This is a genomic window from Agrobacterium sp. (genome assembly GCF_032092815.1).
GTDB lineage: Bacteria > Pseudomonadota > Alphaproteobacteria > Rhizobiales > Rhizobiaceae > Agrobacterium.
The window spans coordinates 51,738-74,599 of sequence record NZ_DAMDBP010000010.1; the positions used below are offsets into that span (position 1 = coordinate 51,738).

23 protein-coding genes and 3 tRNA genes are annotated in these 22,862 nt (G+C 55.2%); 8 read left to right on the forward strand and 18 right to left on the reverse strand.

All coding sequences use genetic code 11. The features are described from left to right. Window positions 1-5: 5 nt before the first annotated feature. From RT613_RS08005 to RT613_RS08015, 3 genes are all read right to left on the reverse strand, one after another. Window positions 6-680, reverse strand: a complete 675-nt coding sequence (locus RT613_RS08005; protein WP_313614383.1) for an LON peptidase substrate-binding domain-containing protein — start codon at window positions 678-680, stop codon at window positions 6-8. A gap of 105 nt (window positions 681-785) precedes the next feature. Continuing rightward, window positions 786-1,754, reverse strand: a complete 969-nt coding sequence (trxA, locus tag RT613_RS08010; protein ID WP_313614385.1) for a thioredoxin — start codon at window positions 1,752-1,754, stop codon at window positions 786-788. Window positions 1,755-1,830: 76 nt separating this feature from the next. After that, window positions 1,831-2,340: a prolyl-tRNA synthetase associated domain-containing protein gene (locus RT613_RS08015; protein ID WP_313614387.1), complete on the reverse strand. Its 510-nt coding sequence runs from the start codon at window positions 2,338-2,340 to the stop codon at window positions 1,831-1,833. Window positions 2,341-2,602: 262 nt separating this feature from the next. On the opposite strand from RT613_RS08015, the gene RT613_RS08020 reads away from it, so the two are divergent. Both RT613_RS08020 and RT613_RS08025 read left to right on the forward strand, forming a co-directional pair. Then, window positions 2,603-2,677: transfer RNA gene (locus RT613_RS08020), tRNA-Gly, on the forward strand. A gap of 242 nt (window positions 2,678-2,919) precedes the next feature. Next, window positions 2,920-2,994, forward strand: a tRNA-Gly gene (locus tag RT613_RS08025). A gap of 60 nt (window positions 2,995-3,054) precedes the next feature. Here the strand turns inward: RT613_RS08025 and RT613_RS08030 are convergent. The 3 genes from RT613_RS08030 to RT613_RS08040 form a co-directional block, all read right to left on the reverse strand. Continuing rightward, entirely contained in the window at window positions 3,055-3,837 is a 783-nt protein-coding gene (locus RT613_RS08030) for an endonuclease/exonuclease/phosphatase family protein (RefSeq protein WP_313614558.1), read from the reverse strand. A 71-nt stretch (window positions 3,838-3,908) separates the two neighbouring features. Beyond that, entirely contained in the window at window positions 3,909-5,369 is a 1,461-nt protein-coding gene (cls, locus tag RT613_RS08035) for a cardiolipin synthase (RefSeq protein WP_313614389.1), read from the reverse strand. A gap of 96 nt (window positions 5,370-5,465) precedes the next feature. Next, entirely contained in the window at window positions 5,466-6,899 is a 1,434-nt protein-coding gene (locus RT613_RS08040) for a M20 family metallopeptidase (RefSeq protein WP_313614391.1), read from the reverse strand. 215 nt (window positions 6,900-7,114) lie between these two features. On the opposite strand from RT613_RS08040, the gene pdxY reads away from it, so the two are divergent. Further along, window positions 7,115-7,990 carry a pyridoxal kinase PdxY gene (pdxY, locus tag RT613_RS08045; RefSeq protein ID WP_313614392.1) on the forward strand — a complete coding sequence of 292 codons (876 nt, stop codon included), beginning with the start codon at window positions 7,115-7,117 and terminating at the stop codon, window positions 7,988-7,990. A 161-nt stretch (window positions 7,991-8,151) separates the two neighbouring features. Further along, window positions 8,152-8,793, forward strand: a complete 642-nt coding sequence (locus tag RT613_RS08050; RefSeq protein WP_313614393.1) for a carbonic anhydrase — start codon at window positions 8,152-8,154, stop codon at window positions 8,791-8,793. Between the two features lie 24 nt (window positions 8,794-8,817). On the opposite strand, the gene RT613_RS08055 is transcribed toward RT613_RS08050, so the two are convergent. Together RT613_RS08055 and RT613_RS08060 are read right to left on the reverse strand one after the other, a co-directional pair. After that, window positions 8,818-9,633 (reverse strand): lytic transglycosylase domain-containing protein, encoded by an 816-nt coding sequence (locus tag RT613_RS08055; protein ID WP_313614394.1) that lies wholly within the window; start codon window positions 9,631-9,633, stop codon window positions 8,818-8,820. 195 nt (window positions 9,634-9,828) lie between these two features. After that, window positions 9,829-10,863, reverse strand: coding sequence for an aspartate-semialdehyde dehydrogenase (locus RT613_RS08060; protein WP_313614396.1), 1,035 nt, complete (start codon window positions 10,861-10,863; stop codon window positions 9,829-9,831). Between the two features lie 499 nt (window positions 10,864-11,362). On the opposite strand from RT613_RS08060, the gene RT613_RS08065 reads away from it, so the two are divergent. Further along, on the forward strand, window positions 11,363-13,249 hold the full coding sequence (locus RT613_RS08065) for an MFS transporter (RefSeq protein WP_313614398.1): 1,887 nt from the start codon (window positions 11,363-11,365) through the stop codon (window positions 13,247-13,249). 102 nt (window positions 13,250-13,351) lie between these two features. Here the strand turns inward: RT613_RS08065 and RT613_RS08070 are convergent, their stop codons facing one another. Beyond that, window positions 13,352-14,347 carry a nucleoside recognition domain-containing protein gene (locus RT613_RS08070; RefSeq protein WP_313614400.1) on the reverse strand — a complete coding sequence of 332 codons (996 nt, stop codon included), beginning with the start codon at window positions 14,345-14,347 and terminating at the stop codon, window positions 13,352-13,354. 121 nt (window positions 14,348-14,468) lie between these two features. Between RT613_RS08070 and RT613_RS08075 the strand changes: the two genes are divergently transcribed. Next, the gene (locus RT613_RS08075) at window positions 14,469-14,921 is read left to right on the forward strand and encodes an Lrp/AsnC family transcriptional regulator (RefSeq protein ID WP_313614402.1); all 453 of its coding nucleotides are present in this window, start codon (window positions 14,469-14,471) and stop codon (window positions 14,919-14,921) included. Window positions 14,922-14,933: 12 nt separating this feature from the next. Here the strand turns inward: RT613_RS08075 and RT613_RS08080 are convergent, their stop codons facing one another. From RT613_RS08080 to rutA, 6 genes are all read right to left on the reverse strand, one after another. Next, window positions 14,934-15,458, reverse strand: a complete 525-nt coding sequence (locus RT613_RS08080) for a flavin reductase (RefSeq protein WP_313614404.1) — start codon at window positions 15,456-15,458, stop codon at window positions 14,934-14,936. Between the two features lie 117 nt (window positions 15,459-15,575). Beyond that, window positions 15,576-16,166, reverse strand: a complete 591-nt coding sequence (locus RT613_RS08085) for a malonic semialdehyde reductase (RefSeq protein WP_313614406.1) — start codon at window positions 16,164-16,166, stop codon at window positions 15,576-15,578. Then, entirely contained in the window at window positions 16,150-16,971 is an 822-nt protein-coding gene (gene rutD / locus RT613_RS08090; RefSeq protein WP_313614407.1) for a pyrimidine utilization protein D, read from the reverse strand. The genes RT613_RS08085 and rutD overlap by 17 nt, the downstream gene beginning before the upstream one ends. A gap of 5 nt (window positions 16,972-16,976) precedes the next feature. After that, window positions 16,977-17,366, reverse strand: coding sequence for a pyrimidine utilization protein C (gene rutC, locus RT613_RS08095; RefSeq protein ID WP_313614409.1), 390 nt, complete (start codon window positions 17,364-17,366; stop codon window positions 16,977-16,979). 35 nt (window positions 17,367-17,401) lie between these two features. Further along, window positions 17,402-18,142 carry a pyrimidine utilization protein B gene (rutB, locus tag RT613_RS08100; RefSeq protein WP_313614411.1) on the reverse strand — a complete coding sequence of 247 codons (741 nt, stop codon included), beginning with the start codon at window positions 18,140-18,142 and terminating at the stop codon, window positions 17,402-17,404. Beyond that, window positions 18,139-19,230 carry a pyrimidine utilization protein A gene (gene rutA, locus RT613_RS08105; RefSeq protein WP_313614413.1) on the reverse strand — a complete coding sequence of 364 codons (1,092 nt, stop codon included), beginning with the start codon at window positions 19,228-19,230 and terminating at the stop codon, window positions 18,139-18,141. The genes rutB and rutA overlap by 4 nt, the downstream gene beginning before the upstream one ends. Before the next feature lie 464 nt (window positions 19,231-19,694). Here rutA and RT613_RS08110 point away from each other — a divergent pair, with 464 nt between their 5' ends. Further along, entirely contained in the window at window positions 19,695-20,144 is a 450-nt protein-coding gene (locus tag RT613_RS08110) for a hypothetical protein (protein WP_313614415.1), read from the forward strand. A 64-nt stretch (window positions 20,145-20,208) separates the two neighbouring features. Here the strand turns inward: RT613_RS08110 and RT613_RS08115 are convergent, their stop codons facing one another. From RT613_RS08115 to RT613_RS08125, 3 genes are all read right to left on the reverse strand, one after another. Beyond that, on the reverse strand, window positions 20,209-20,823 hold the full coding sequence (locus tag RT613_RS08115) for a biliverdin-producing heme oxygenase (protein ID WP_313614417.1): 615 nt from the start codon (window positions 20,821-20,823) through the stop codon (window positions 20,209-20,211). Between the two features lie 442 nt (window positions 20,824-21,265). Further along, a tRNA-Ala gene (locus RT613_RS08120) sits at window positions 21,266-21,341 on the reverse strand. A gap of 151 nt (window positions 21,342-21,492) precedes the next feature. Then, window positions 21,493-21,876, reverse strand: coding sequence for a TIGR02300 family protein (locus RT613_RS08125; protein ID WP_313614418.1), 384 nt, complete (start codon window positions 21,874-21,876; stop codon window positions 21,493-21,495). Between the two features lie 227 nt (window positions 21,877-22,103). Here RT613_RS08125 and cmk point away from each other — a divergent pair, with 227 nt between their 5' ends. After that, window positions 22,104-22,739, forward strand: a complete 636-nt coding sequence (cmk, locus tag RT613_RS08130; protein ID WP_313614419.1) for a (d)CMP kinase — start codon at window positions 22,104-22,106, stop codon at window positions 22,737-22,739. Window positions 22,740-22,862 lie beyond the last annotated feature (123 nt).

Consider the following 22,862-nt stretch of genomic DNA (forward strand, 5'->3'; position numbering starts at 1 on the left):
TTTCCTCACTGCAACACATTGCCGCCATCGCTGCGCCCCTGCGCCAGAACGATTTCGGTGATGGCTATCAGCGTTTCTGCGCGGGAGCGTAGATCAGGCGCCTCCAGCAGTGCCTGTTTTTCCGCAGGCCCGAACGGCGACATCATCGAAAGGGAATTGACCAGAATGCGATTTCCGGCGCGCTCCACACTGTCCCAATCGGCTTCAAGCTGGTTGGCATCGAGAAAATCACGGAATACCCGCAGCAGGCCCTCACGATCAACGGCACTCTCGTCATCGTCGCCGGTCAGGTCAGTCAGCAAAGGCGCGTGTTTGAAAATCCTATAAGGCTTGGCGCAGGACACCTCATCGATCAGCCGGAACCGGCATACGCCCGTCAGCGTCACCAGGTAACGACCATCGCCGCTTTCGGTAAAAGAGGTGATACGCCCAAGGCAACCGATCTGGCTCAGAACGGGTACATCAATATCGTAATTATTGGCTTCGGTCAGCGATGGCTGCACCATGCCAATCAGCCGTTCAGCGGCCATCGCAGCGTCAAACATCGTCAGATAGCGCGGCTCGAAGATGTTCAGCGGAAGATTGCCACCGGGTAACAGAAGCGCTCCGGACAACGGAAAAACCGGAACGGTGGCGGGCAGATCACTGCCCTTCACATATCTCGCATTTCCCACTTGCATCAGGATCATCCCTCAGCGTGAAAGCCACAATGGGCTACATGTCAAAGCGTTAAATGTGGTGCTTTTGCGTAAAAACGCAAGTCTTTCCAGACGGACTGCCTCCACTCAGGAGAACAAAACCGCGGAAAGTTTGCGCCTTGCAGCCACGGTTGCGGGATCCTTGAAACCCCATGCATCAAAAAATTCCAACAGCAGACGGCGTGCGCCATCATCATCGAACGTGCGGTCCTTGCGCATCACCAGCAACAGCTGATCGGCTGCCTCGTCGCGCTTGCCCTGAACGTTGAGGATCTTGGCCAGCTTGATGCGTGCCTCGTGATTATCGGCGTTCAATGCCAGCTCCTGTTCCAGCGCGGCCGGATCACCCAGCTTGCGTGCTTCTTCATACTGAGACAGCTTTTTCTGCACGGCCTGGACGGCAGCATCTTCAGCAATTTCCGGCGGCAGGGAGGACAGCAACTGGCTGGCGCGGTCCTGCTGACCGACAGCAATCATGCATTCGGCGATACCGGCAACAGCGCCTGGATTTTCCGGTGCAGCCTGCATCACCGCACCAAAAAGCTGCGCGGCCTGATCGTACTGACCATCAGCCAGCAACTGCCGTGCCTCGGTCAAAGCGGCCTCGATTTCCGCAGCTGGATCATTGCCAGCAGGTCCGGCGATCTTGTCGATAAATTCGCGGATCTGGCTTTCCGGCACAGCACCCATGAAACCATCCACCGGGCGACCATCGGCAAAGGCAACGATGGCTGGAATGGACTGGATGCCAAGCTGGCCAGGGATGGACGGGTGATCATCAATGTTCAGCTTGACCAGCTTCACGCGGCCAGCAGAGTCGTTGAGGACCTTTTCCAGCACCGGTGTCAGCTGTTTGCACGGTCCGCACCATGGCGCCCAGAAATCCACCAGAACCGGCTGGCGGCGCGATTCTTCAAGCACATCCTTTGTGAAACCTGCCGTGGTCGTATCCTTGATGAAACCGCCCTCACCGGCCCCGGTCGCGGCACCATATTGGGCCGATGCGCTCATCTGCGCGCCAAAAGAACCGCCGTAGGGGTTGTCCATTCCGCTCATCATCGTCTCCAGTTCTTCAAGCCAGCCACGGCCGCATTGTCATGCGCCAAAGCTTTATAGTGGCAAAGATCGTATGTCACTCGCTCACTTTCAAGACAAGCGGAGTATGACCCGTTGCTTCGAGAAAGCGCAGGACATCTTTTGACGCCACCGTTGTGGTCGCATCATTGGAAAGTGGATGGCCGTTCAGGAGTTCGTTTTCCATCAGGGCTTCGTCCAGCACGAAGGTGACGGCATTGCCACCATCATTGATGGCACCGAACACCGTAACCGAACCGGGCACCACGCCCAAATACTCCAGCATCTTTTCCGGCTTGCCAAAGGAAACCTTGCTGGCAGCACCAATCACCTTGTGCACATTCTTCAAATCAACCACCGCATTTTCCTCAACGGTCAACACGAAGTACTGATCCTTCTTGTCCTTCACGAACAGGTTCTTGGTGTGGCCACCGGGAATAAGGTCACGCAGAGACTGCGATTCGGACACGGTAAACACCGGTTCATGGGTCGTTGTCTTATGGGAAATTCCCAGATTATCGAAGAATTCGAACAGGGCTTCAGGCGTTTTAGGGGCCGGATTTGTCATGTCATCGCTTCTCTGCTGTCACTTGATCTGAAATAGCCGTGACAGCGTTTTAAGCGGCAAAATCAAGTCATGCAATGGCATTCACAAAACACATCTTTAAAATTTCCATTTATTTTCAATAGCTTGAAAGGAGATCACATTTTTTCTCACTCTTTTTGTCATTTCCCTGTTGCATTTGAAAATCGATTGAGCGATATAGCCCCCGTCGCCGCAACGCAGCGACCCACGGCTCAGCGAACTACCCCGGGCCTTGGATTTTTGAGCGGGTGTAGCTCAGGGGTAGAGCACAACCTTGCCAAGGTTGGGGTCGAGGGTTCAAATCCCTTCGCCCGCTCCAAATCTCTCAAAAAGAGATAAATGCTCAAAACCGCCGCAAGGCGGTTTTTGCATTTCTGGCCTATGCCTTTCCATTTTCCTTACCGCCGTCCCACTGAATATGCGCCTTCAACGGCAAAAAATTAAATGCATCACGGAATGTATTGAGTATTGCATTTGAAAATCGATTGAGCGATATAGCCTCCGTCGCCGCAATGCAGCGACCCACGGCTCAGCGAACTACCCCGGGCCCTGGATTTTTGAGCGGGTGTAGCTCAGGGGTAGAGCACAACCTTGCCAAGGTTGGGGTCGAGGGTTCAAATCCCTTCGCCCGCTCCAAATCTCCCAAAAGGAGAGAACTGCTCAAAACCGCCGCAAGGCGGTTTTTGCATGTCTGGCCTATGGTTTTTCAGTCTCTATGACGCCATCCCACTGAATATGTGCCTTCAATGGCAAGTGGTCGGATGCGACACGCGCCAGCGCAGAATCATGCACCGTAACCGAGCCAATCAATTCTTTGCGGTTGGCAATGATTCGATCCAACGCCAGCACTGGCAGGTTGGACGGAAAGCTCGGCACCGCCGGCGGCAGAAAACCAAATGCATCCCGAAATGTATTGAGTGACGACCCTTTGCCCAGCCGCCACTCATTGAGATCGCCCATCAAAATGGTTGGCAGCCCCTCACGTTCGCCCAAAAGCTCCAGCAATGCCCGCGCCTGTTGCGCTCTCGAATGCCGCAACAACCCGAAATGCGCTGCAATTACCCGAAGCATGCCACCACGCTTCAACTCCAACTCAGTGACCAGGGCGCCACGCGGCTCAAGCCCCGGCAATTTTACCGTATGGACGTCACGAACGGTGCCCTCCCTGAACAGAAGCACATTGCCATGCCAACCATGCGCCTTGCCGGCTGGCGCTATCGGCACCGCCACAAGACCGTTTTCACGTTCCAGTCGCGCCAGATCGAGCAGGCCACGGCGTTCACCGAAGCGGGTATCGGCCTCCTGCAGCGCAATGATGTCAGCGCCGATTTCCTGAATGACACGGCTGGTTCTTTCAGGATCAAACCGACCATCCCGGCCAACGCATTTATGCACATTATAAGAGGCGATCACCGGCTGTGACGTATCCATCAACACGCCATGTTCCTGGCGTTGGCGGCGGTTCTTGATCGAGGCCATCAGCGCCGCTTGCAGGCTTTCAGTTTTGGTCTTTTCCCTGGTACGCTTCACGAGATCAGGTGCTCCTGCAATTACAGATAGGGCGACGCCAGCCACAGAACCCGCTCGATGAAGCGAACAAGAAACGGACGTGCACGTAACGCATCAAGGCTAACAGCGGTTGCGTTCTGGCGCGCGGTTTCCATCCGCTGGGCAATCTTGCGGGCAAAAGTTTCATCCAGCACTTCGATATCGATTTCGAAGTTCAATCGCAGTGAACGCGGGTCAAGGTTCGATGAGCCGACATAGGACCAGCGATCATCGATCACCATCAGCTTGGAGTGGTTGAATGCCCCTTCGGCCCGCCAGATACGGCAATAGTTTTTCAAGAGTTGGTCGAACTGTGCCGTCATGGCGTGATCCACCAGCTTGAGGTTGTTGCTGGCCGGTACAATGATATCCACCTGAACGCCACGCCGCGCCGCCGTGATAATGGACGAGATCAATTCCCGGTCAGGCAGAAAATAGGGCGACATGATCAGGATGGATGAGCGCGCCACGGAAAAGGCGCCCATCAGCATCTTGTGGCTCGTTTCAATGCTTTTGTCCGGGCCCGAGGATGCAATACGCGCCATCAACGGCGAACCCGGTTCAGCCTGCGGCAGTTCAATATCCCATACGGGGCTATCAAGGAGTTCGTCGGTGGTGAAACGCCAGTCCTCGGCAGCAATGGTAAAAAGATCGGCGACAACAGGCCCGGTGACCTTGAAATGAGTGTCGAGCGCGAAATCCTTGCCTGCAAACTCCTTGGTGAACCCTTCGCGGATATTCATGCCACCGGTGAAAGCCAGCCGCCCATCCACCACCAAAATTTTGCGGTGGGTTCTGAGGTTGGCGTAGGGCAATCGCAGGCCCATCACCACCTGACCATTAAAGACGTCAGTGGTCACGCCTTCACGTTGCAGATGACCCACAATGCTGGGCACGGAATAACGGGCACCGACCGCATCCACCAGCACGCGCACTTCCACGCCGCGCTTCTTGGCCTGCGACAAGGCCTCCACAAACCGCAAACCAATGCGGTCATGGTCGAAAATATAGGTTTCGAGAATGATGCAGCGCTTTGCCGAATTGATCGCCTCCAGCATCGCGGCGTAAGCAGCGTCGCCAGTTTCCAGCGGCGTTATGCGGTTGCCGGAGGTCATGGCGTGGCGGGTCACACGATCGGCCAGCGTCTTCATCGCAGCAAAACGACGACCGAACAGCCGGGCCACGGTTTCGCCATCGACATCGAATTGCACGACACGATCCATGATACCGCCCTGAACCAAAGAGCGATGCTGAATGATGGAGCTGCGCCGGATGCGATTGATTCCGACGATAAAATAGATCACTGCACCGACAATGGGTGACAACACGATCACGCCAACCCAGCCAACGGCGGAGCGGACCTCTTCTTTTGTCATTGTGGCGTGGACGGCAGCAATGGTTCCCAATACCACAGAAAGAGCGGCAAGAATATGCGGCCAGTACGTCACGAACAGATCGAGCATACATTGAATATAATACAGTTGTTTTGGCGCGCAATGCGTGCCGCAATCAAAGGCTGTAGAATTGCCAACGCCTGCCCGACCGGTTTTCAGGCCATATCAGCGGGATGACATTTCCCGGATCGGCGGCTCGGAACCTTCCGGCAACGGGCTGATATAGGGCTTGCCTTTACGGCGCCGTACCAGATCGGCTCGGGCCGCTTCGCGCAACTGTTCGCTTTCCAGTGCAGCCAGTCCCGTGGCGGCCATCACCTTGGCAACAGCCACCATGCCCTTGTGGGCGGCCGCACTTTTGCCCTGCGCCACAAGCTGCCAGGTATGGAACTGCGTGCCAATGGCGCAAGTTGGTCCATCCGCCTGAACGGTTGGCACCACCCAACTGACATCACCGACATCGGTGGAGCCGGTGCTCAAGGTCGCGCGATCATGCGAAGGCAAGACAAAATCGGCAAGCGGGATATCGCGCTCCGGCAGGCTGAATGCACGCCAGCTTGCCGCAATATCGTCGGACGACAGCGCCTTCCGGATATCTGTGGCAAAAGCCCGGTCCTGATCATCAAAATCAGGCACGCCGAGCTGCTCCCACACATCCTGCATCACGTCCATCAAAGGCGTATTCGGCAACAGATTGGAAACGGCACTGATCACCCGGCTCTCGACTGCGGTTTCCGTCATCAGTGTTGCACCTTTTGCAACATTCTTAACCCGCTCGATCAGCGACAGCATTCCGTCGAGTTCAGGCGCACGCACCACGTAACGCACCTTGGCCCGTGCCTGCACGACATTGGGAGAAATGCCACCGGTATCCAGAACCGCATAATGGATACGGCAATCGGACGGCATATGTTCGCGCAGATAGTTGACGCCGACATTCATCAGCTCAACAGCATCCAGCGCGCTGCGGCCCAGATGCGGATTGGCCCCTGCATGGGCAGCGCGACCTTTAAAGGTGAAATCGACGCGGGCATTGGCCAATGTGGTGTTGCGCTGCACGCCTGCAAAATCACTGGGGTGCCAGCAAATCGCCACATCGACATCATCGAATACACCAGCCCGCACCATGAAGGCCTTGGCAGCGCCGCCTTCTTCTGCCGGGCAACCATAATAACGCACACGTCCCGCAATGCCCTTGTCCGCCAGCCAGTCCTTCAGCGCCGTGGCGGCCAGAAGCGAGGCTGAGCCGAGCAGATTGTGGCCACAGCCATGACCGTTCGCGCCTTCGGTTTCAGGATCGAAGGTGGCGACACCGGCTTTCTGGCTGAGACCAGCCAGTGCATCATATTCACCCAGAAATGCGATGACAGGTCCACCCTCGCCGGCCTCGCCCATCAGAGCCGTTGGGATACCCGCGAGATCACTGGTGACATTAAAACCCTGTTTTTCCAGCATGGCACGATGGGCATCAGCCGATTGCGTTTCCATGTAACAGGTTTCCGGTGTGCCCCACACGGTGTCACTCAGTTCAATGAAGTCCTGCTTTTTATCCTCCACGATCTGCCAGATGCGTGGACGGTTGGAATCTTGCTGCGTCATGCTGGAATACTTTCGTGCCAATGCCGGAATGGATGCAAGGCGCGACCATAACCCTTCGCAACGAAATGAAAAGTGCCCGCTTCAGCCCTGCCATGCGCAAACAACGGTGGAATATAACGATTTGCTATGCCATGAGAGGCGGCAATGAATGCTAAGGCCTGAGCAGCAAAGGCGCATCGTCGTCTCCGCCAGGCTTCGATTGGAATGTGAGTGTCATGTCTGAAACCGTAAACGGCAGCGTCATCGCCATATCCAGCCAGGTCATGCGCGGCTCCGTCGGCAACCGCGCTGCCGCATTTGCCTTGGAAACGCTGGGCTTCCCGGTCTGGTCTGTTCCCACCATCGTCATGCCATGGCATCCCGGTCAGGGGCCATCCACCCGGCTGCGTTTTCCCGACGCTGATTTCGACAAGGCCATGGACGATCTTGCCAATGCCCCCTGGACCGGTGAAGTCAAAGCCGTGCTGACGGGATATTTCGGCAGCGCCGCACAGGTTCATTCCGTTGCACGCATGATCAAGACGCTGCGTGAAAAGAACCCTGATCTGATCTATGCCTGTGACCCAGTGATGGGTGACAAGGGCGGGCTTTACGTGCCGGTGGAAACTGCCCAGGCCATTCGCGACGAACTTATCCCGCTTGCCTCCATTGCCACGCCCAACCGGTATGAACTGGCATGGATGAGCGGCGCCGATCTCGACACCAACACGGCCATCATGGATGCAGCGCTGGCACTGGGGCCTTCGCGCATGCTGGTAACCTCAGCCGTGCCGATGATGGCGGGCGGCATTGGCAACTTGTTCCTGAGCGGCAAGGCCGCATTGCTTGCCGAACATCGCTCCATAGACAATGTGCCCAACGGCCTTGGTGATTTGCTCGGAGCATTGTTCCTGGCGCGCGTACTGCAGGGAATGACCGACGAAAAGGCACTGCAACTGGCAACGGCCAGCGTGTTTGAAATACTGGCGCGCACCATGAAGCGTGGCATGAACGAACTGACGCTGGAAACCGATGCCTCAAGTCTTTCTACACCCATGGCCATGGTGCAGATGCGCCACCTGATGCATCCCGGCCGGACGAAACAAAAATAACAGCTACTCGATCTGCCAAAAAGGTGTAGATCGAGCTCATACAGAAAATGCGAAAATACAAAATCATGCGCATTTTCCGCAATCGGGCCTGTCCGCTGGTACTTTGGGACAGACCTCACGAACTGATTGATATTCAGTCAAAGGAAGGACAATTCGGACCCATGCAGAATTTCCCCCAGTCTCTTCTGTCCGGTTACAGAAATTTCATGAGCGGTCGTTACAAAGACGAGAGCGAACGCTATCGCGCTTTGGCTGAAACGGGCCAGAAACCCCAAACTCTGTTCATTGCCTGTTGTGACTCCCGCGCCGCGCCCGAAACCATTTTCGACTGCGGTCCGGGAGAGCTGTTCGTGATGCGCAACGTGGCCAACATGGTCCCGCCGTTTGAACCGGATGGGCAATATCACGGCACATCATCGGCCATCGAATATGCCGTTCAGGTGCTGAAGGTAAAAGACATCGTGGTGATGGGTCACGGCCGTTGCGGCGGCATTCAGGCCGCTCTCGACCCCAATCTGGCACCGCTTTCTCCAGGTGATTTCATCGGTCGCTGGATGGGCCTTCTCAAACCGGCCGCTGAACAGATCCAGAGCAACGACGTCATGACAGCTGGAGAGCGCCAGACGGCGCTGGAGCGCGTATCTATCCGCAACTCCATCAACAATCTCATGACCTTCCCATTCCTCAAAACTCAGGTTGAAGCTGGAAAGATCAAGGTTCACGGCGCCTGGTTCGATATCTCGACCGGCGAATTGTGGATCATGGACAGCAAAACGGGCGACTTTCGCCGCCCGGATGTTTGATTGACGAGATGCCGACGGCCAGACTTACTGGCCGTCGATCGCCCGACCGATATGGGCAATCGCCTGCTGGTAAACGCTGGCTGCATTCCAGCCCTGAATGGCGCCGTAGTTCGGCTGGCCGGGCTGATAACCGGCACCGCGTGTCCAGCCATGCCCCTTGAGGAAGTTGGCCGTTGAGGCCAGAGCGTCTGCACGCGAACCAACCAGATCCACACGACCATCGCGATCGGCATCAACGCCATAACGTACAACATTGAGCGGCAGGAACTGTGTCTGGCCGATTTCACCATGCGCGGCCCCCTTTGCATTGGTCGACAGCGAACCTTTGCCAACAAGCTGCAGTGCGGCATAAAGCTGCTCGGTGAAATATTCCGAACGGCGGCAGTCATAAGACAGTGTCGCAACCGCAGACAGCGTATGCTGATTGCCCATGAAGCCACCAAAACCGGTTTCCATGCCCCAGATGGCGATCAGCGGGCCGGCAGGAACGCCATATGTCTTTTCAATCGAGGCAAAGAGCGCCGCATTGTTGCGCTTCATTGTCTTGCCACGTGAAATGATCGTCGCGCCGCCACGCTTCTGCATGAACTGGTCGAAAGACAGTTTGAAGCTGTGCTGGCCACGGTCGGCACGAATGGTTGCAGTGTTATATTTAACATTGGCAAAGGCGCGGTCGATAACGGATTTGCTCACGCCATTTGCAGCAGCTTCGTTCTTGAAGGCATCAACCCACTGCGGAAAACCAGCAGACGTATTGCCACATTGCGCAGCCATTACAGGCGCAGCTACCAAACCGGCAAACATCGCCACACCAATGGAAAGTACCTTCATTGCCCGCATCAGAATTTCGTCCTCAATTGTTACTTCAGGGGAGCTTGCCCCTGACAGCGCACGGCCTTGTCGCCGCTTATAAACTGTAAAATGCATGTCTGTGAAAGAAGCAGCAAATAAACTGGCCGTGATGCGGCCAATTTAAAACCCGCCTCTTCTTAACTGAACAGGCGGGTTATATTCAACGTTTCTTACGAAAAAGTATCAGGCAGCGGCTTTGCGCGGCTTGATGAGACCACGGTTGACGAGCAGCTCGGCAATCTGGATGGCATTGAGTGCTGCACCCTTGCGCAGGTTGTCGGAAACAACCCAGATGTTCAGGCCGTTTTCTACCGTTGCATCTTCGCGGATGCGCGAAATATAGGTTGCATCTTCGCCAGCACTTTCAACAGGCGTGATGTAACCGCCATTTTCATGCTTGTCGATGACGAGGCAACCCGGTGCTTCGCGCAGGATATCACGAGCCTGATCGGCAGTGATCTCGTTTTCGAACTCAATGTTGACGGATTCGGAGTGACCGATGAACACCGGAACGCGAACAGCCGTGCAAGTGACCTTGATCTTCGGATCAAGCATCTTCTTGGTTTCGGCCAGAACCTTCCACTCTTCCTTCGTGTAACCATCTTCCATGAACACATCGATGTGCGGGATGACGTTGAAGGCAATGCGCTTGGTGAACTTCTTGTTCTCAACCGGATCGGCAACAAATACGGCACGGGTCTGCTGGAACAGCTCGTCCATGCCTTCCTTGCCAGCACCGGAAACGGACTGGTAGGTGGACACGACAACGCGCTTGATCTTGGCAAAGTCATGCAGCGGCTTCAGCGCCACAACCAGCTGTGCTGTCGAGCAATTCGGATTGGCAATGATGTTCTTCTTGCCAAAGGAGTCGATAGCATCAGGGTTCACTTCCGGCACGATCAACGGAACTTCCTGATCATAACGCCATGCGGAAGAGTTATCGATGACAACGCAACCCTGCGCACCGATCTTCGGCGACCACTTCTTGGAGATATCGCCACCAGCCGACATCAAGCAAATGTCGGTGTCGGAGAAATCGTAGTTCTCGAGGTTGGAAACCTTCAGCGTGCGGTCACCGTAAGAAACTTCGGTGCCCTGGCTACGTGCCGAAGCCAAAGCCACGACTTCATCTGCTGGAAACCCGCGTTCTGCGAGGATATTGAGCATCTCGCGACCGACATTGCCGGTGGCGCCTGCGATTGCAACTTTGAAACCCATAATCAAGCTCTCTTTCTTCTCTCCTCTTTTTGGTGAGGGGGAACCGCATTGCTGCGATTTCCTGTTCCCCAGCCAAACCGGGGAGAGAGCGGTGGCCAGAGACGTCAGACGGTTTTAATCGTCGTTTTGGCCATAATTCGGATAGAATGAGAAAAGCGTGGTAAAGCCCCGGCTTCATCAGCCGGTCTGTTGCATGCAGCAATGTCACAGACATTCAAATGCAAGGTCGCTCTCCCTTTCGAGGCAAGCTATTAGATGGTTTAGCAGTTCTGTCAAGGCTGCATAGGTTGAAAATCGGTCGCAAAACACTCGGCAACACGTAAAACATACGGCACTTTTGCACAAGCAAGTTAGACTAAAGTCATAATGCGAAAGCATCGCTCTTCCTCTCGTCAATTTTCTGTCAATCTATTCACTGGTGCATCGTGCCTTGTCAGGCAACCCGGAGGAGAGTTGGGTTCATACGGTGCGACCATTGGACATCTGTGGAGGACAGAAAATGGCAAACGCAGCAGCCGTAAGCGGCTCGTCCCGTCCGATGACGGGAGAGGAGAAGAAGGTGATTTTCGCTTCTTCCCTCGGAACAGTTTTTGAGTGGTACGACTTTTACCTGTACGGTTCGCTGGCCATCTATATCGGCGCGACCTTCTTCAGCCAATACCCGGAAACCACGCGCAACATCTTCGCGCTTCTGGCCTTTGCCGCCGGCTTCCTCGTTCGCCCGTTTGGTGCGCTGGTGTTTGGCCGCTTGGGCGATCTCGTCGGCCGTAAGTATACCTTCCTCGTCACCATCCTCATCATGGGTGCTTCCACCTTCCTCGTTGGCGTTCTGCCTGGCGCAGACACCATCGGCATCGCGGCCCCAATCATCCTGATCGTCCTGCGCATGCTGCAGGGTCTTGCACTGGGCGGCGAGTATGGCGGTGCTGCAACTTATGTGGCCGAACACGCACCACACGGGCGCCGCGGATACTTCACCTCTTGGATCCAGACAACAGCCACGCTTGGTCTGTTCCTGTCGCTGATCGTCATCCTGGGCGTACAGTTTGCCGTTGGCAAGGAAGCTTTTTCGGCCTGGGGTTGGCGCATCCCGTTCCTTCTGTCCGTCGCACTGCTAGGTGTTTCGGTCTGGATTCGTATGAAAATGAACGAATCTCCAGCCTTCAAGAAAATGAAGGAAGAAGGAAAGCAATCCAAGGCACCGCTGACAGAAGCATTCGGTCAGTGGAAGAATGCAAAGATCGCCATTCTGGCACTGATCGGTGCGGTTATCGGTCAGGCTGTGGTCTGGTACACTGGCCAGTTCTACGCCCTGTTCTTCCTTCAGAGCATCCTGAAAATCGATGGACAGTCCGCAAACCTCATGGTGGCAGCGTCGCTGATCATCGGCACCGGCTTCTTCGTGTTTTTCGGTTGGCTTTCCGACAAGATCGGTCGCAAGCCAATCATCATGGTCGGTCTTCTTATGGCCATCCTCACCTACTTCCCGCTGTTCAAAACCCTGACATGGGCCGGCAACCCGGCACTGGCACAGGCACAGCAGGATGTCCGCGCAACAGTGACTGCTGCACCGGGCGACTGCAAATTCCAGTTCAACCCGACAGGCACAGCCAAGTTCACCACCTCTTGCGACATCGCAACGGCTTTCCTCACGCGTAACTCCGTACCTTACGATGTTGTCACGACAGCCCCTGCCGGTACACCTGCAACAGTTGCCGTCGGTGGTGCCACCATCAACAGCTATGATGCTGTTGCGGCAGGCGACCAGGCAACAGCCATGGGCGGCACCTTCCAGAAGCAGGTCAACATCGCGCTGCACGACGCCGGTTATCCACTGGTCCGAGGCCCTGCAAAGGTGGCTGATGCCAAGCTGGATGCCTTCATTGCAGCCAACCCGGAATTGGGTCTGAATGCGGAAGCGGTTCGTGCTGGTGAAAAGGCCATGGTTCCGGCCGACAAGCTGGTGGCTGACAAGCTGGCAACGACGGCAGAACTAAACGGCGCATCGGAAATGGCGGTCTACACCATTGCCGGCGGCGGTGGCTTCACTATGGTGTCCGACCCCGCCGCTGTAAACTGGACAGTCATCATAGCCGTGCTGACGGTTCTGGTGATCTACGTGACCATGGTTTATGGCCCAATTGCCGCCTTGCTGGTCGAGTTGTTCCCGACCCGCATTCGCTACACCGGCATGTCGCTGCCATACCATATCGGCAACGGTTGGTTCGGTGGTCTGCTTCCGGCAACGGCCTTCGCGATGAGCGCGGCCAAGGGCGATATCTATTATGGCCTCTGGTACCCGATCATCTTTGCGGCAATCACGCTGGTCATCGGCCTGCTGTTCCTGCCGGAAACCAAGGACCGCGATATCCACGCAATGGATTGATCACCTGACACGACCAAAAGAAAACCCGGCGCCAGACGCCGGGTTTTTCAAATCTGCCTTTTGCTCTACACTTCGTCGGGCACACAGTCCTTGAGCGACAATTCATTGTGTTGGCAGCGATCGACTTTGCACCTCAACGCCTTGCAGTCTGAACATCTGCGCAAAAAACTTCTCGTCAGACAGTCGACGAAGCACCGCCGCAATCATCGCCGTTACCACCACCGCAAACACCACGCGCCCGGCAAGAATTCCGTAGACGTCAGCGCCGAGCGAAATCATGATCAGCGTGTCCTCGATCACGCTATGCGCAAATCCCATGAAAACGCAGGACAAGAAGATCTGGCGCGGCGATACGGTCCCCGACCGGGCCTCACGGATCAGCAGACCGGCACCGTAGGAAATCCCCAGGAACAGACCGACAGCCGTCAGGTGCCCTGCCTCGCCTCTGATTCCGGCAAGCCTCAACACCGGTTCAAGGGCTTTCATCATCCATGCCATTACCCCCGTCACTTTCAGGACCTCCAGCGCCCAGAACAGGGCAAAAAGGATGGTGAACATCAAGACCATGGTTTCGCCAAGGCTCCAGAAATATTCACTCCACTGCGGCGTGACGCTGAGTGGGATCCAGGCCGGATTGACTGGAGCTGACAGCCAGTTCATGGCCTGCAGAACATGATGCAGGATAAAGGCATAGAGCAAACCGCCTGCAACGCGCAGCACGGTGGTGACAACCATGCCTGGGCCAGCCTTCTGGATAATCTTCTGTTCGATAGGAAGACCATGCGCAAACAGGATCAGCGCTGAAAAGACGGTGATATCTGCAACCGTCAATGATGACGCCGGGACAAGAGCAAAGATAAGCGGCACCGCTCCCCAGATGCCCACCAGCATTGCCGTCAGCCATGCCAGACCAAGCTCATTGGGCAGGCCAACCAGGCTCATTACAGGGGCAAAGGCCGGTGCAACCGCTTCGATCACGCCCATGCGTGACAGAAGCTCCGTCAGAATGGCGATCGGGACGGTAATCCGGACAAGCACCCAATAAATATCGATGGTGTCGCGCGTTTTTAGCATGAATTTTGATAGCAGCGGCTGCATCAGAGGCTCCTTTGACTGTGCTCTGATCTGCTACCTCAAGCCCGTTCGAATTTTTGGTCAAAGATTGCATCTATGTGCAATTTTATTGCAAATCCATTTTAACGAGCCTTATGCTGACCGCATGGACAAGATCGATCAGAAACTTCTCAACCTCATGCAACGCGATGCATCCCGCACCAATGTCGAAATGGCCGACGAGGTGGGTCTTTCACCGTCCAGTTGCCTCAGGCGAGTGCAGCGCCTCCACAAATCGGGGATCATCGATCGCATCGTGGCGATCCTCAATCCCTCGAAAGCCGGACGTGGCATCAAGGCATGGGTAACGGTGGAGTTGAAACTGCATGGCGAGCAGCATATGCGCCGGTTTCTGGACCTCGCATCTGCTGAAGCGGCCGTGACACAGGCCTATGCCGTTACCGGTGAAGCGGATGTCGTGCTGATGTTGCGATTGCGCAACATGGAAGAGTTCGATGCGCTTTGTGAGCGGTTGTTTCGGGACCAAACCAATGTCGCCAGGTTCTTCACCATGGTCGTCATCCGCACCGCCAAAGAAGAAACCGCCATCCGTCTCTAGAGGACGCTGGGATTACAGCGTTCGGTAACTGCGGTTGAAATAAAGCAGCGCTTCGCCCTGCCCGTCATGCCGGATGCACTGCACATCGCAGATCAATATGTCGTGGGTGCCACCATCATGTATGTCACGCACCACGCAGTCCAGTGACACCATGGCACCGTCAAGCGCTGGCGATCCGGTTTCAAGCTTTGACCATGTGCCGGCTGCGAACCGTTCTGCCACCGGTGTTTTACCACCAAACAATGCACTCAAGGTCTGGTGCTCGGACGTCAACGTATTGATGCACACAACACGGTTTTTAATGACCGATGGATGGGCGGACGAGGCACGGTTGATGCAGACCAGCATGGTTGGCGGATTGTCTGAAACGCTGCACACCGCCGTTGCGGCAAAGCCGGCCATGCCGCCCGGACCGTCTGTTGTCACGATGTTAACCGCAGCCGCCAGATGCGACATGGCATTGCGAAATGCCAGACTGTGATCACCCGAGGATGGCTTCGTCTCTTGCACGGGCATGGTTACAGTTTGTACCTGCATCTATTCAGTCCTGCCTTCATATGACCGGTCCGAAACAAGGTTTCGAAAGCCTGATCTCTCGTTTCAAAACTGCTGGCCATGCGCCCCTCACCAAGAAGAGCGCATGGCGCAATCACATCACGCCAGCACACAAGCCTCATCAAAGGGCAAACGTGGCAAACGTCCGAACAGCTTGGCAGGATCGCCATGGCCGATATTGATCAGGAAGTTGGATTTCCAGCTTGTACCTGCAAAAAATGCCTGATCGACCTTTGCCTTGTCGAAGCCGGACATCGGCCCCGTATCCAGTCCCAGGCTACGGGCTGCCAGAATGAGATAACCGGCCTGCAAGGTGGCGTTGCGGAATGCGGTTTCCTCTGCAACGGCCGGGCTTGAGGTGAACCAGGACTTTGCATCCGCATGCGGGAAAAGCTCCGGAAGCTTTTCAAAGAACTGCGCATCGATTGCGGCGATTACCGTAACCGGTGCAGCCATGGTCTTTTCCAGGTTGCCCGAAGACAAGGCGGGACGCAGTTTTTCCTTCGCCTCAGCCGAACGCACGAACACAAAGCGTGCAGGCGAGCAATTGGCCGATGTCGGGCCCATGCGGGTCAGTTCGTAAATTTTCTGCAATTCTGCATCGGTCACCGGCTGATCGCTCCAGCCATTATGGGTCCGTGCTTCGGTAAACAGCGCAGCCAGCGCCTTGTCATCAAGTGGCAATGTCATGACGTTCCATTTCCGTTTTGATCGCCGCTTTGTCCTGCAGGAGGAAAGCGAGCATATCTCTATTGAAGCGTGTCACTTCAGTGATGTTGACCGCATGGGCACCAAAGTCGGTCAGTAGAAGCTCTGCATTGGGCAAACCATCCGCAAGCCTTACCGAGCGCGTGTAGGGCACCAGCAGGTCATCTTTTGTTGCGGTCACCCAGGTCTCATTGTCGATCGCACCAAGACGGTCATCGACATCAAATGCTCGCAGTGCCGCAATGCGCCGCAACACATTGGTCTTGCCCTGGAAGTGGGTGATGCCATGCACTTCATCCGCTGCCATGCGCTCCGGATGCTCACTCATCCACACGGCTGGATAAAGAAACAGCGGCTGCGCTTTTACAAACGCCTCGACCCCGGAATTTTCCAAAAGCGAAATACGCGCATCGAAACACCGGCCCGAATGCGGATCCGCCTTGCTCCACGCATTGATCAGCAGCAGCTTGTCAATCATGCCAGGCTGACGCAGGGCCAGTTCAAGTCCGATCAGGCCGCCGAGCGCATGCCCCATGAAATGAAACTGTGTCAGCTTCAACGCATCGACAATCTGCAGCACATCATCGGCCATGGCAGAAATGCCGCCCTGTTCAGGCACCTCTCCGCCGGTGCGACCCGTTCCGCGATGGTCATAGGTCACAACACGGAAATGTTCGGCAAGTGCGGGTATCTGTGGTGCCCAGTAGCTTCCCGATCCCCCCAGTCCGGAAGACAGGAGGATCGTTTGTGCATCAGCGCCCTGTTGGCCGTGAACCTCGAAAAACATCGGGCCTATTTCCCCCCAATATGCGCAACGGTTGCAATTTCCACCAGCGCATCCGGTTTGACCAGGCCGCACTGAATGCAATAGCGAGCCGGTTTGTCACCCGGAAAATATTCGGCATAGACCTTGTTGACGGCCTGATAATTTGCCCAGTCGGTGATGAAGATATGGTTCATCGTCACATCCTCCATGGTGCCACCGGCCGTCTCAATCACCGACTTGATGGTTTCCAGCACATGGCGGGTCTGCGCGCCGGCATCGCCCACATGCACGACATCATTGTTCTTGTCGAAAGGCAGAGTGCCGGACACATAAACAACGCCATCAGCAAGGGTGCCGGGGGAATAGGGAGCGATCGGCTTCTGGGTGCCTTCCGGGACAATAATCGATTTCGGCATTTCAATTCTCCTCTTGGAACAGGTGATGACGACGTTTAGGCGTTTTCCGGTGCAGCCTGCGAAATGACGGCGCAAAAATCATTGACCGTCGCGACCCAGCCGAAAAACTTCTCGATGTTGTAGACGGTGGCCTGCTGAATGAAGTCAGGGCCGAGATGATGTGTGGCGTCTTCCAGCATCACCCCGAAATATTCGAGGTGGAACGCGTCTCTGAGTGACGATTCCACACAGACATTGGTGGCAATCCCGACAAAAACCAGATTGCGAATGCCCCTCGCCCTCAACACGCTGTCCATATTTGTATTGAAGAACCCGCTGTAACGGGTCTTTGGCACAAGGATGTCGCCCGGCTGCGGTTGCAGCTCATCGACAATGGCATAATCCCATGTGCCTTTGGCCAGTAGCTTGCCCTGCAAATCCGGACGTGCCCGCATGGTCTTCAGGGCATTTGATTTGTGCCAATTGGGTGAACCTGGGCCACCCGCCTCGACATAATCCTTGTCCCAGCCATTCTGGAAATAGATGACCTGCACACCGGCGGCCCGCGCCGCACCCAGTGTCTTGCCAATATTGGCAATGGTGGATTTTGCGCCCGAAATATCAAAACCGGCCAGATCGACATAACCGCCCTCGGTGGAATAGGCATTTTGCATATCCACCACCACAACAGCCGTTTCCGATGGCTTGAGTGTGATCGGTTCTGGTCGCGCAGGCAGCGTTACACTTTGTGTGCGGCTCGTCGGGGCGACATATCCTGCAACAACGGGCTCGCTCATTCTGCAGCCTCCAGTGCAGGCTTGATGTGCTGGCGGCATTTCATCAGCGGCTGTATTTTTGTGCCGAAATCCTCAACGCCCTTCACAAAATCATCGAAGGTCAGCAGCACGCCACCGGTCCCTGGAACGGTCGGAACCTCATCCAGCAACCTGGCTACGGTCTCGTAGGACCCGACCAGCGTGCCCATATTGATGTTCACGGCAGAAACCGGATCGGCCATCTGACGGATATTGGTATCGGAACCGGATTTGGTATCGGCAGCTCCCTGCAGACCAAGCCAGGAAATGGCCTCCTGGTCGGCGCCGGCCTTATAATGTTCCCACTTTTCGCGGGCAGCCTCATCTGTTTCATCGGCAATCACCATGAACAGCACGAAGGACGACACATCACGGCCTGTCTTCGCAGTCGCCTCCTGCAAGCGCTCGGCAGCTGGCGCGAAGGCAGTTGGCGTATTGACGCCGACACCAAAGCAGAAATTATAATCGGCATATTTCGCGGAAAATTCCATACCGGCATTCGACGAACCGGCACAGATCACCTTCATGTCGGCCTGCGGACGCGGGCTGAGACGGCAATCCTCCATCTTGAAGTAGTCGCCCTTGAAGTCACTCTGACCGTTTTCCCACAGCTCGCGAAGAACAGTGGCGTATTCGCCAAGATAGTCATAGCGTTTGGAGAAATATTCATCACCCGGCCACATGCCCATCTGGGAATATTCCGGCCGCTGCCAGCCCGTAACCAGATTGAGACCAAAACGACCATTGGAAATGCTATCGATGGTCGAGGCCATACGCGCGACGATGGCCGGCGGCATGACCAGCGTGGCGGCCGTTGCAAACAGTTTGATCTTGGTTGTAACCGCCGCAAGACCGGACATCAGCGTAAAGGATTCCAGATTGTGATCCCAGAATTCCGTCTTGCCGCCAAAGCCACGCAGCTTGATCATCGACAGCACAAAATCGAGGCCATATTTTTCGGCCTTGAGCGTGATTTCCTTGTTCAGTTCAAAAGTCGGTTTGTACTGCGGCGCATTTTCAGAAAGCAGCCAGCCATTGTTACCGATAGGAATGAAAACGCCGATTTCCATGTCAATACTCTCCTGTGCCAATGCCTCAAGGGCGAGAATTCTTGACAAAAGAGAAGCAGGTTCCGTGCCAAATTATAAAATCATTTCATTTCAACAAGTTACACTAAATTCAATGATTGCACTTTTACTGAAAGATAAAATTTTTATCATTCGGTAAAAATTATCGCTCAATAAATAACCTGAGCCCATTAATTAGGCTACGCAATCGCATCCTCGAGAGGCCGAAATAACATGCCAGCCAATATCAAAGCAGAGTCGTCTTCGGCCACAACAGCAACCAAAGCAGACTTGCTTGCGTTGCCACGTGCCTCCAGATACCCACTACATTCACAACGCATGTGAGTATTAATGAACGACGCGACTTTTCTACCCATGCAGACCGAGCGCTTTACCCTGCGTAAATTCCTGGCCACAGCCATCCTGAAGTCCGAATGGCAAACCGCCGAAAATGTCAGGAGCAACACATGAACCTCATCGAAGAACGGGTGGTCATGGCGCGCGCCGGCACAAACCCCTTTGTCATTTCACGCCTGTCGTCCGGCTGGCTGGTTATTGGCGATGTTCAGCCCCTGCCAGGATATTGCCTTTTGTTGGCCGATCCGGTGGTGCCAAGCTTGAATGCGCTCGACACCAACCAGCGGACAGAATTTCTCTGTGACATGGCTCTTGTCGGTGATGCGTTGCTCGCAGTGACAGGCTGCGACCGCGTTAATTATGAAATTTGGGGCAATACCGAACCCGCCCTGCACGCCCATATCATGCCACGTTATGCTTCAGAGCCTGATGGCAAACGCCAGCGCCCAGCCTGCATGGGATACTCATGGAGCGAAGCGCCAAAATCTTCCGGCGATGAATTTAAAAACTTCAAGGACAAGCTGCGAGCCTATCTTCAACAGCAATATCAGCCCATCTGAGACCATGACAGCAAAAAGGACGGGAAATCCCGCCCTTTCAAACATAAAAAATCTTCAGCCTAAATCAGTCAAGCTTTTCGACAGCATAAGCATGCACGGCGCGGAAAGCGTCTGACGCTGCAGCAACTGCACGCTCTTCTTCTTCCTCGGTCAGCGCGATCTCATCAAGCGCTGCGGTGAATGTACGCCAATGCAAGCCACGGCCCTCTGGTGCACCGGCCAAATGACGGGCACCAAATTCTTCATTGAGACCAAGCTTGGCTGCATCCTTCAGCAGGAACGCGGCACCCAGGTTGGAACCTTCAACCACATAGAGCCAGCCCATGGCTTCCGGCAGGTCAAATGCACCACCCCTTGTGAAACGTGGCTCGGCAGATGGTGCTGGCACTTCAAGGCCGAGATCTGCCAGATCCTGCTTGATGAATTCAAGGCGGCGGCGACCAAGCAGATCAGGCAACATGCCATCCAGCGTTTCATTGTAGAAAAACGCATCCAGATCGCGGTGGAAGAGATATTGCGTCTGCACAAACTTGCCGAAATTCTCGCGGCTGGCAAAAGGTGCGGCAGCCATGATGAACGTGTCGAGAACCTCATGCGCCTCGCGGGTCGCAGCCTTCATGCGCTTGGTGCGGCTTGCTTCTTTTTCCTGTTCGGCCGCAGGCGCCTGTGTGATATCCATCGGGTGTCCCTCTCAAATGCTCGCATTGCGCAACGCAATAAATCATGAGCGTCTTACTCCAATTACAATAAAAGGCAAACCCGCATACGGTTGCAGAGGTGTTTCTCACCCGTTTTTGGCGTTCATCCTGCATTCACATTATAAATCGCACAGTCCCGCCCGGTCACACCGCCTATGTGGCCTTGCGAGACCCGGTCGGGGGACCAATGCTGATTGGGTCTCGCAGAAGATAGCATGCCGTCACACCAATAAATATAAGGGAGGACGCTTGTGACGTATGAATGGGACACGCGGAAGGCCCGCAAAAACCTCGCACTGCGAATCTGTACAAAAATGCTGGCCGCTATCGTCATCACAGCCATGCCGCTTGGCATCATGCTGTACACGATTGTGCACTGATTTTCTTTACATGGAGAAGTTTTGAAATTCGCCTGGGAAGATTTGGTGGAGCTAAGCGGGATCGAACCGCTGACCTCTTGCATGCCATGCAAGCGCTCTCCCAGCTGAGCTATAGCCCCATCAAGGGTTCCGGTTTTTCATCCGGTTCCGGGAAACCGAAGCGGTTTGTTTCCGTTCGGTGGCGGCTTATTACTTCCGCTGTTGGAAGATGGCAAGCCAAAAAATTCACCCGATGACATTTTTCTGTCATCGGGTGATTTATCAACAGGATCAGACTTCTTCGTCGTCGCCAGTCACACCGATGATGCCGGACATATCGTCATCGTCATCATCTTCGTCAGCTTCGAGGAATGTGTCGTCGTCATCGTCCAACTCGACGTCGTCATCGCCCATGTCAGGAATGTCGTCGCCGCTGTTGTCGCCGTCGGCATCTTCCAGCGACACGAGTTCGACTTCCGTGTTTTCGGTATCGACTTCTGCCACATCCTCTTCTTCTGCCTGCTCCAGCTTGGCTGCTGCTGTGCTTTCTTCGAAGAAAGACAGCGGCCAGGACTTGCCGGTGTAAGGAGAAACGATCGGGTCACGGTTGAGGTCGTAGAACTTCTTGCCGGTATCCGGGTCTACGCGCTTGGTTCCAAGTTCCGCTTTTGCCACTGTCAAAGCCTCAATTTTTTTGAATGAGTTCGGTCTGTACGCCGTGGTTCCGGCAGTAGACGGTAAAATTTCTAGCCGGTCCCCATAATCGTTGCGGTGTTTCGTGTCAAAGATAAACTTCAATAACCGCATCATCGACAAGTTTTCGGCACGAACGGGATGAATGCAAGACTTCTTTATGATATCGCCGCCCTGAACAGACAAAATGCCATCGGGATGACTGCAGCATGACCTTTACCATTGCCATCGACGGACCGGCCGCAGCCGGCAAGGGCACTCTTTCGCGCCGCATTGCCGAGACCTATGGGTTCCACCATCTCGATACCGGCCTCACCTACCGCGCCACGGCAAAGGCACTGCTCGATGCAAACCTGCCGCTGGATGACGAAGCGGTGGCGGAAAAGGTGGCGTTGAACCTCGACCTTGGCGGCCTTGATCGCTCGGTGCTGTCGCGCCATGAAATTGGAGAGGCAGCTTCAAAGGTGGCGGTCATGCCGGCAGTCCGGCGTGCGCTTGTTGAAGCCCAGCGGAATTTTGCAAAAAAACAGCCCGGCACCGTGCTCGATGGCCGCGATATCGGCACCGTTGTCTGCCCGGCTGCACCGGTGAAGATTTATGTAACCGCTTCGGCAGAGATCCGGGCAAAACGTCGTTACGACGAAATTTTGGCCAATGGCGCGACGGCAGATTACGACGCCATTTTTGACGATGTGAAAAAGCGCGACGAACGCGATATGGGTCGTGCCGACAGCCCTTTGAAACCAGCTGAAGACGCGCACTTGCTTGATACGACAGAAATGAGTATAGAAGCCGCGTTTGAGGCCGCAAAAACCATTATAGATGCAGCCTTGAAAAACAATTGACGTGAAGGCGGAACCGGACCATCCGGTTTTACATTTCACGGGAATGGCCCGAAACACATCCCCGCGCCGGACAGCCTTCATGGAAGGCGGATGTGATTTTCGGGTGTGATCAACACCAACCAC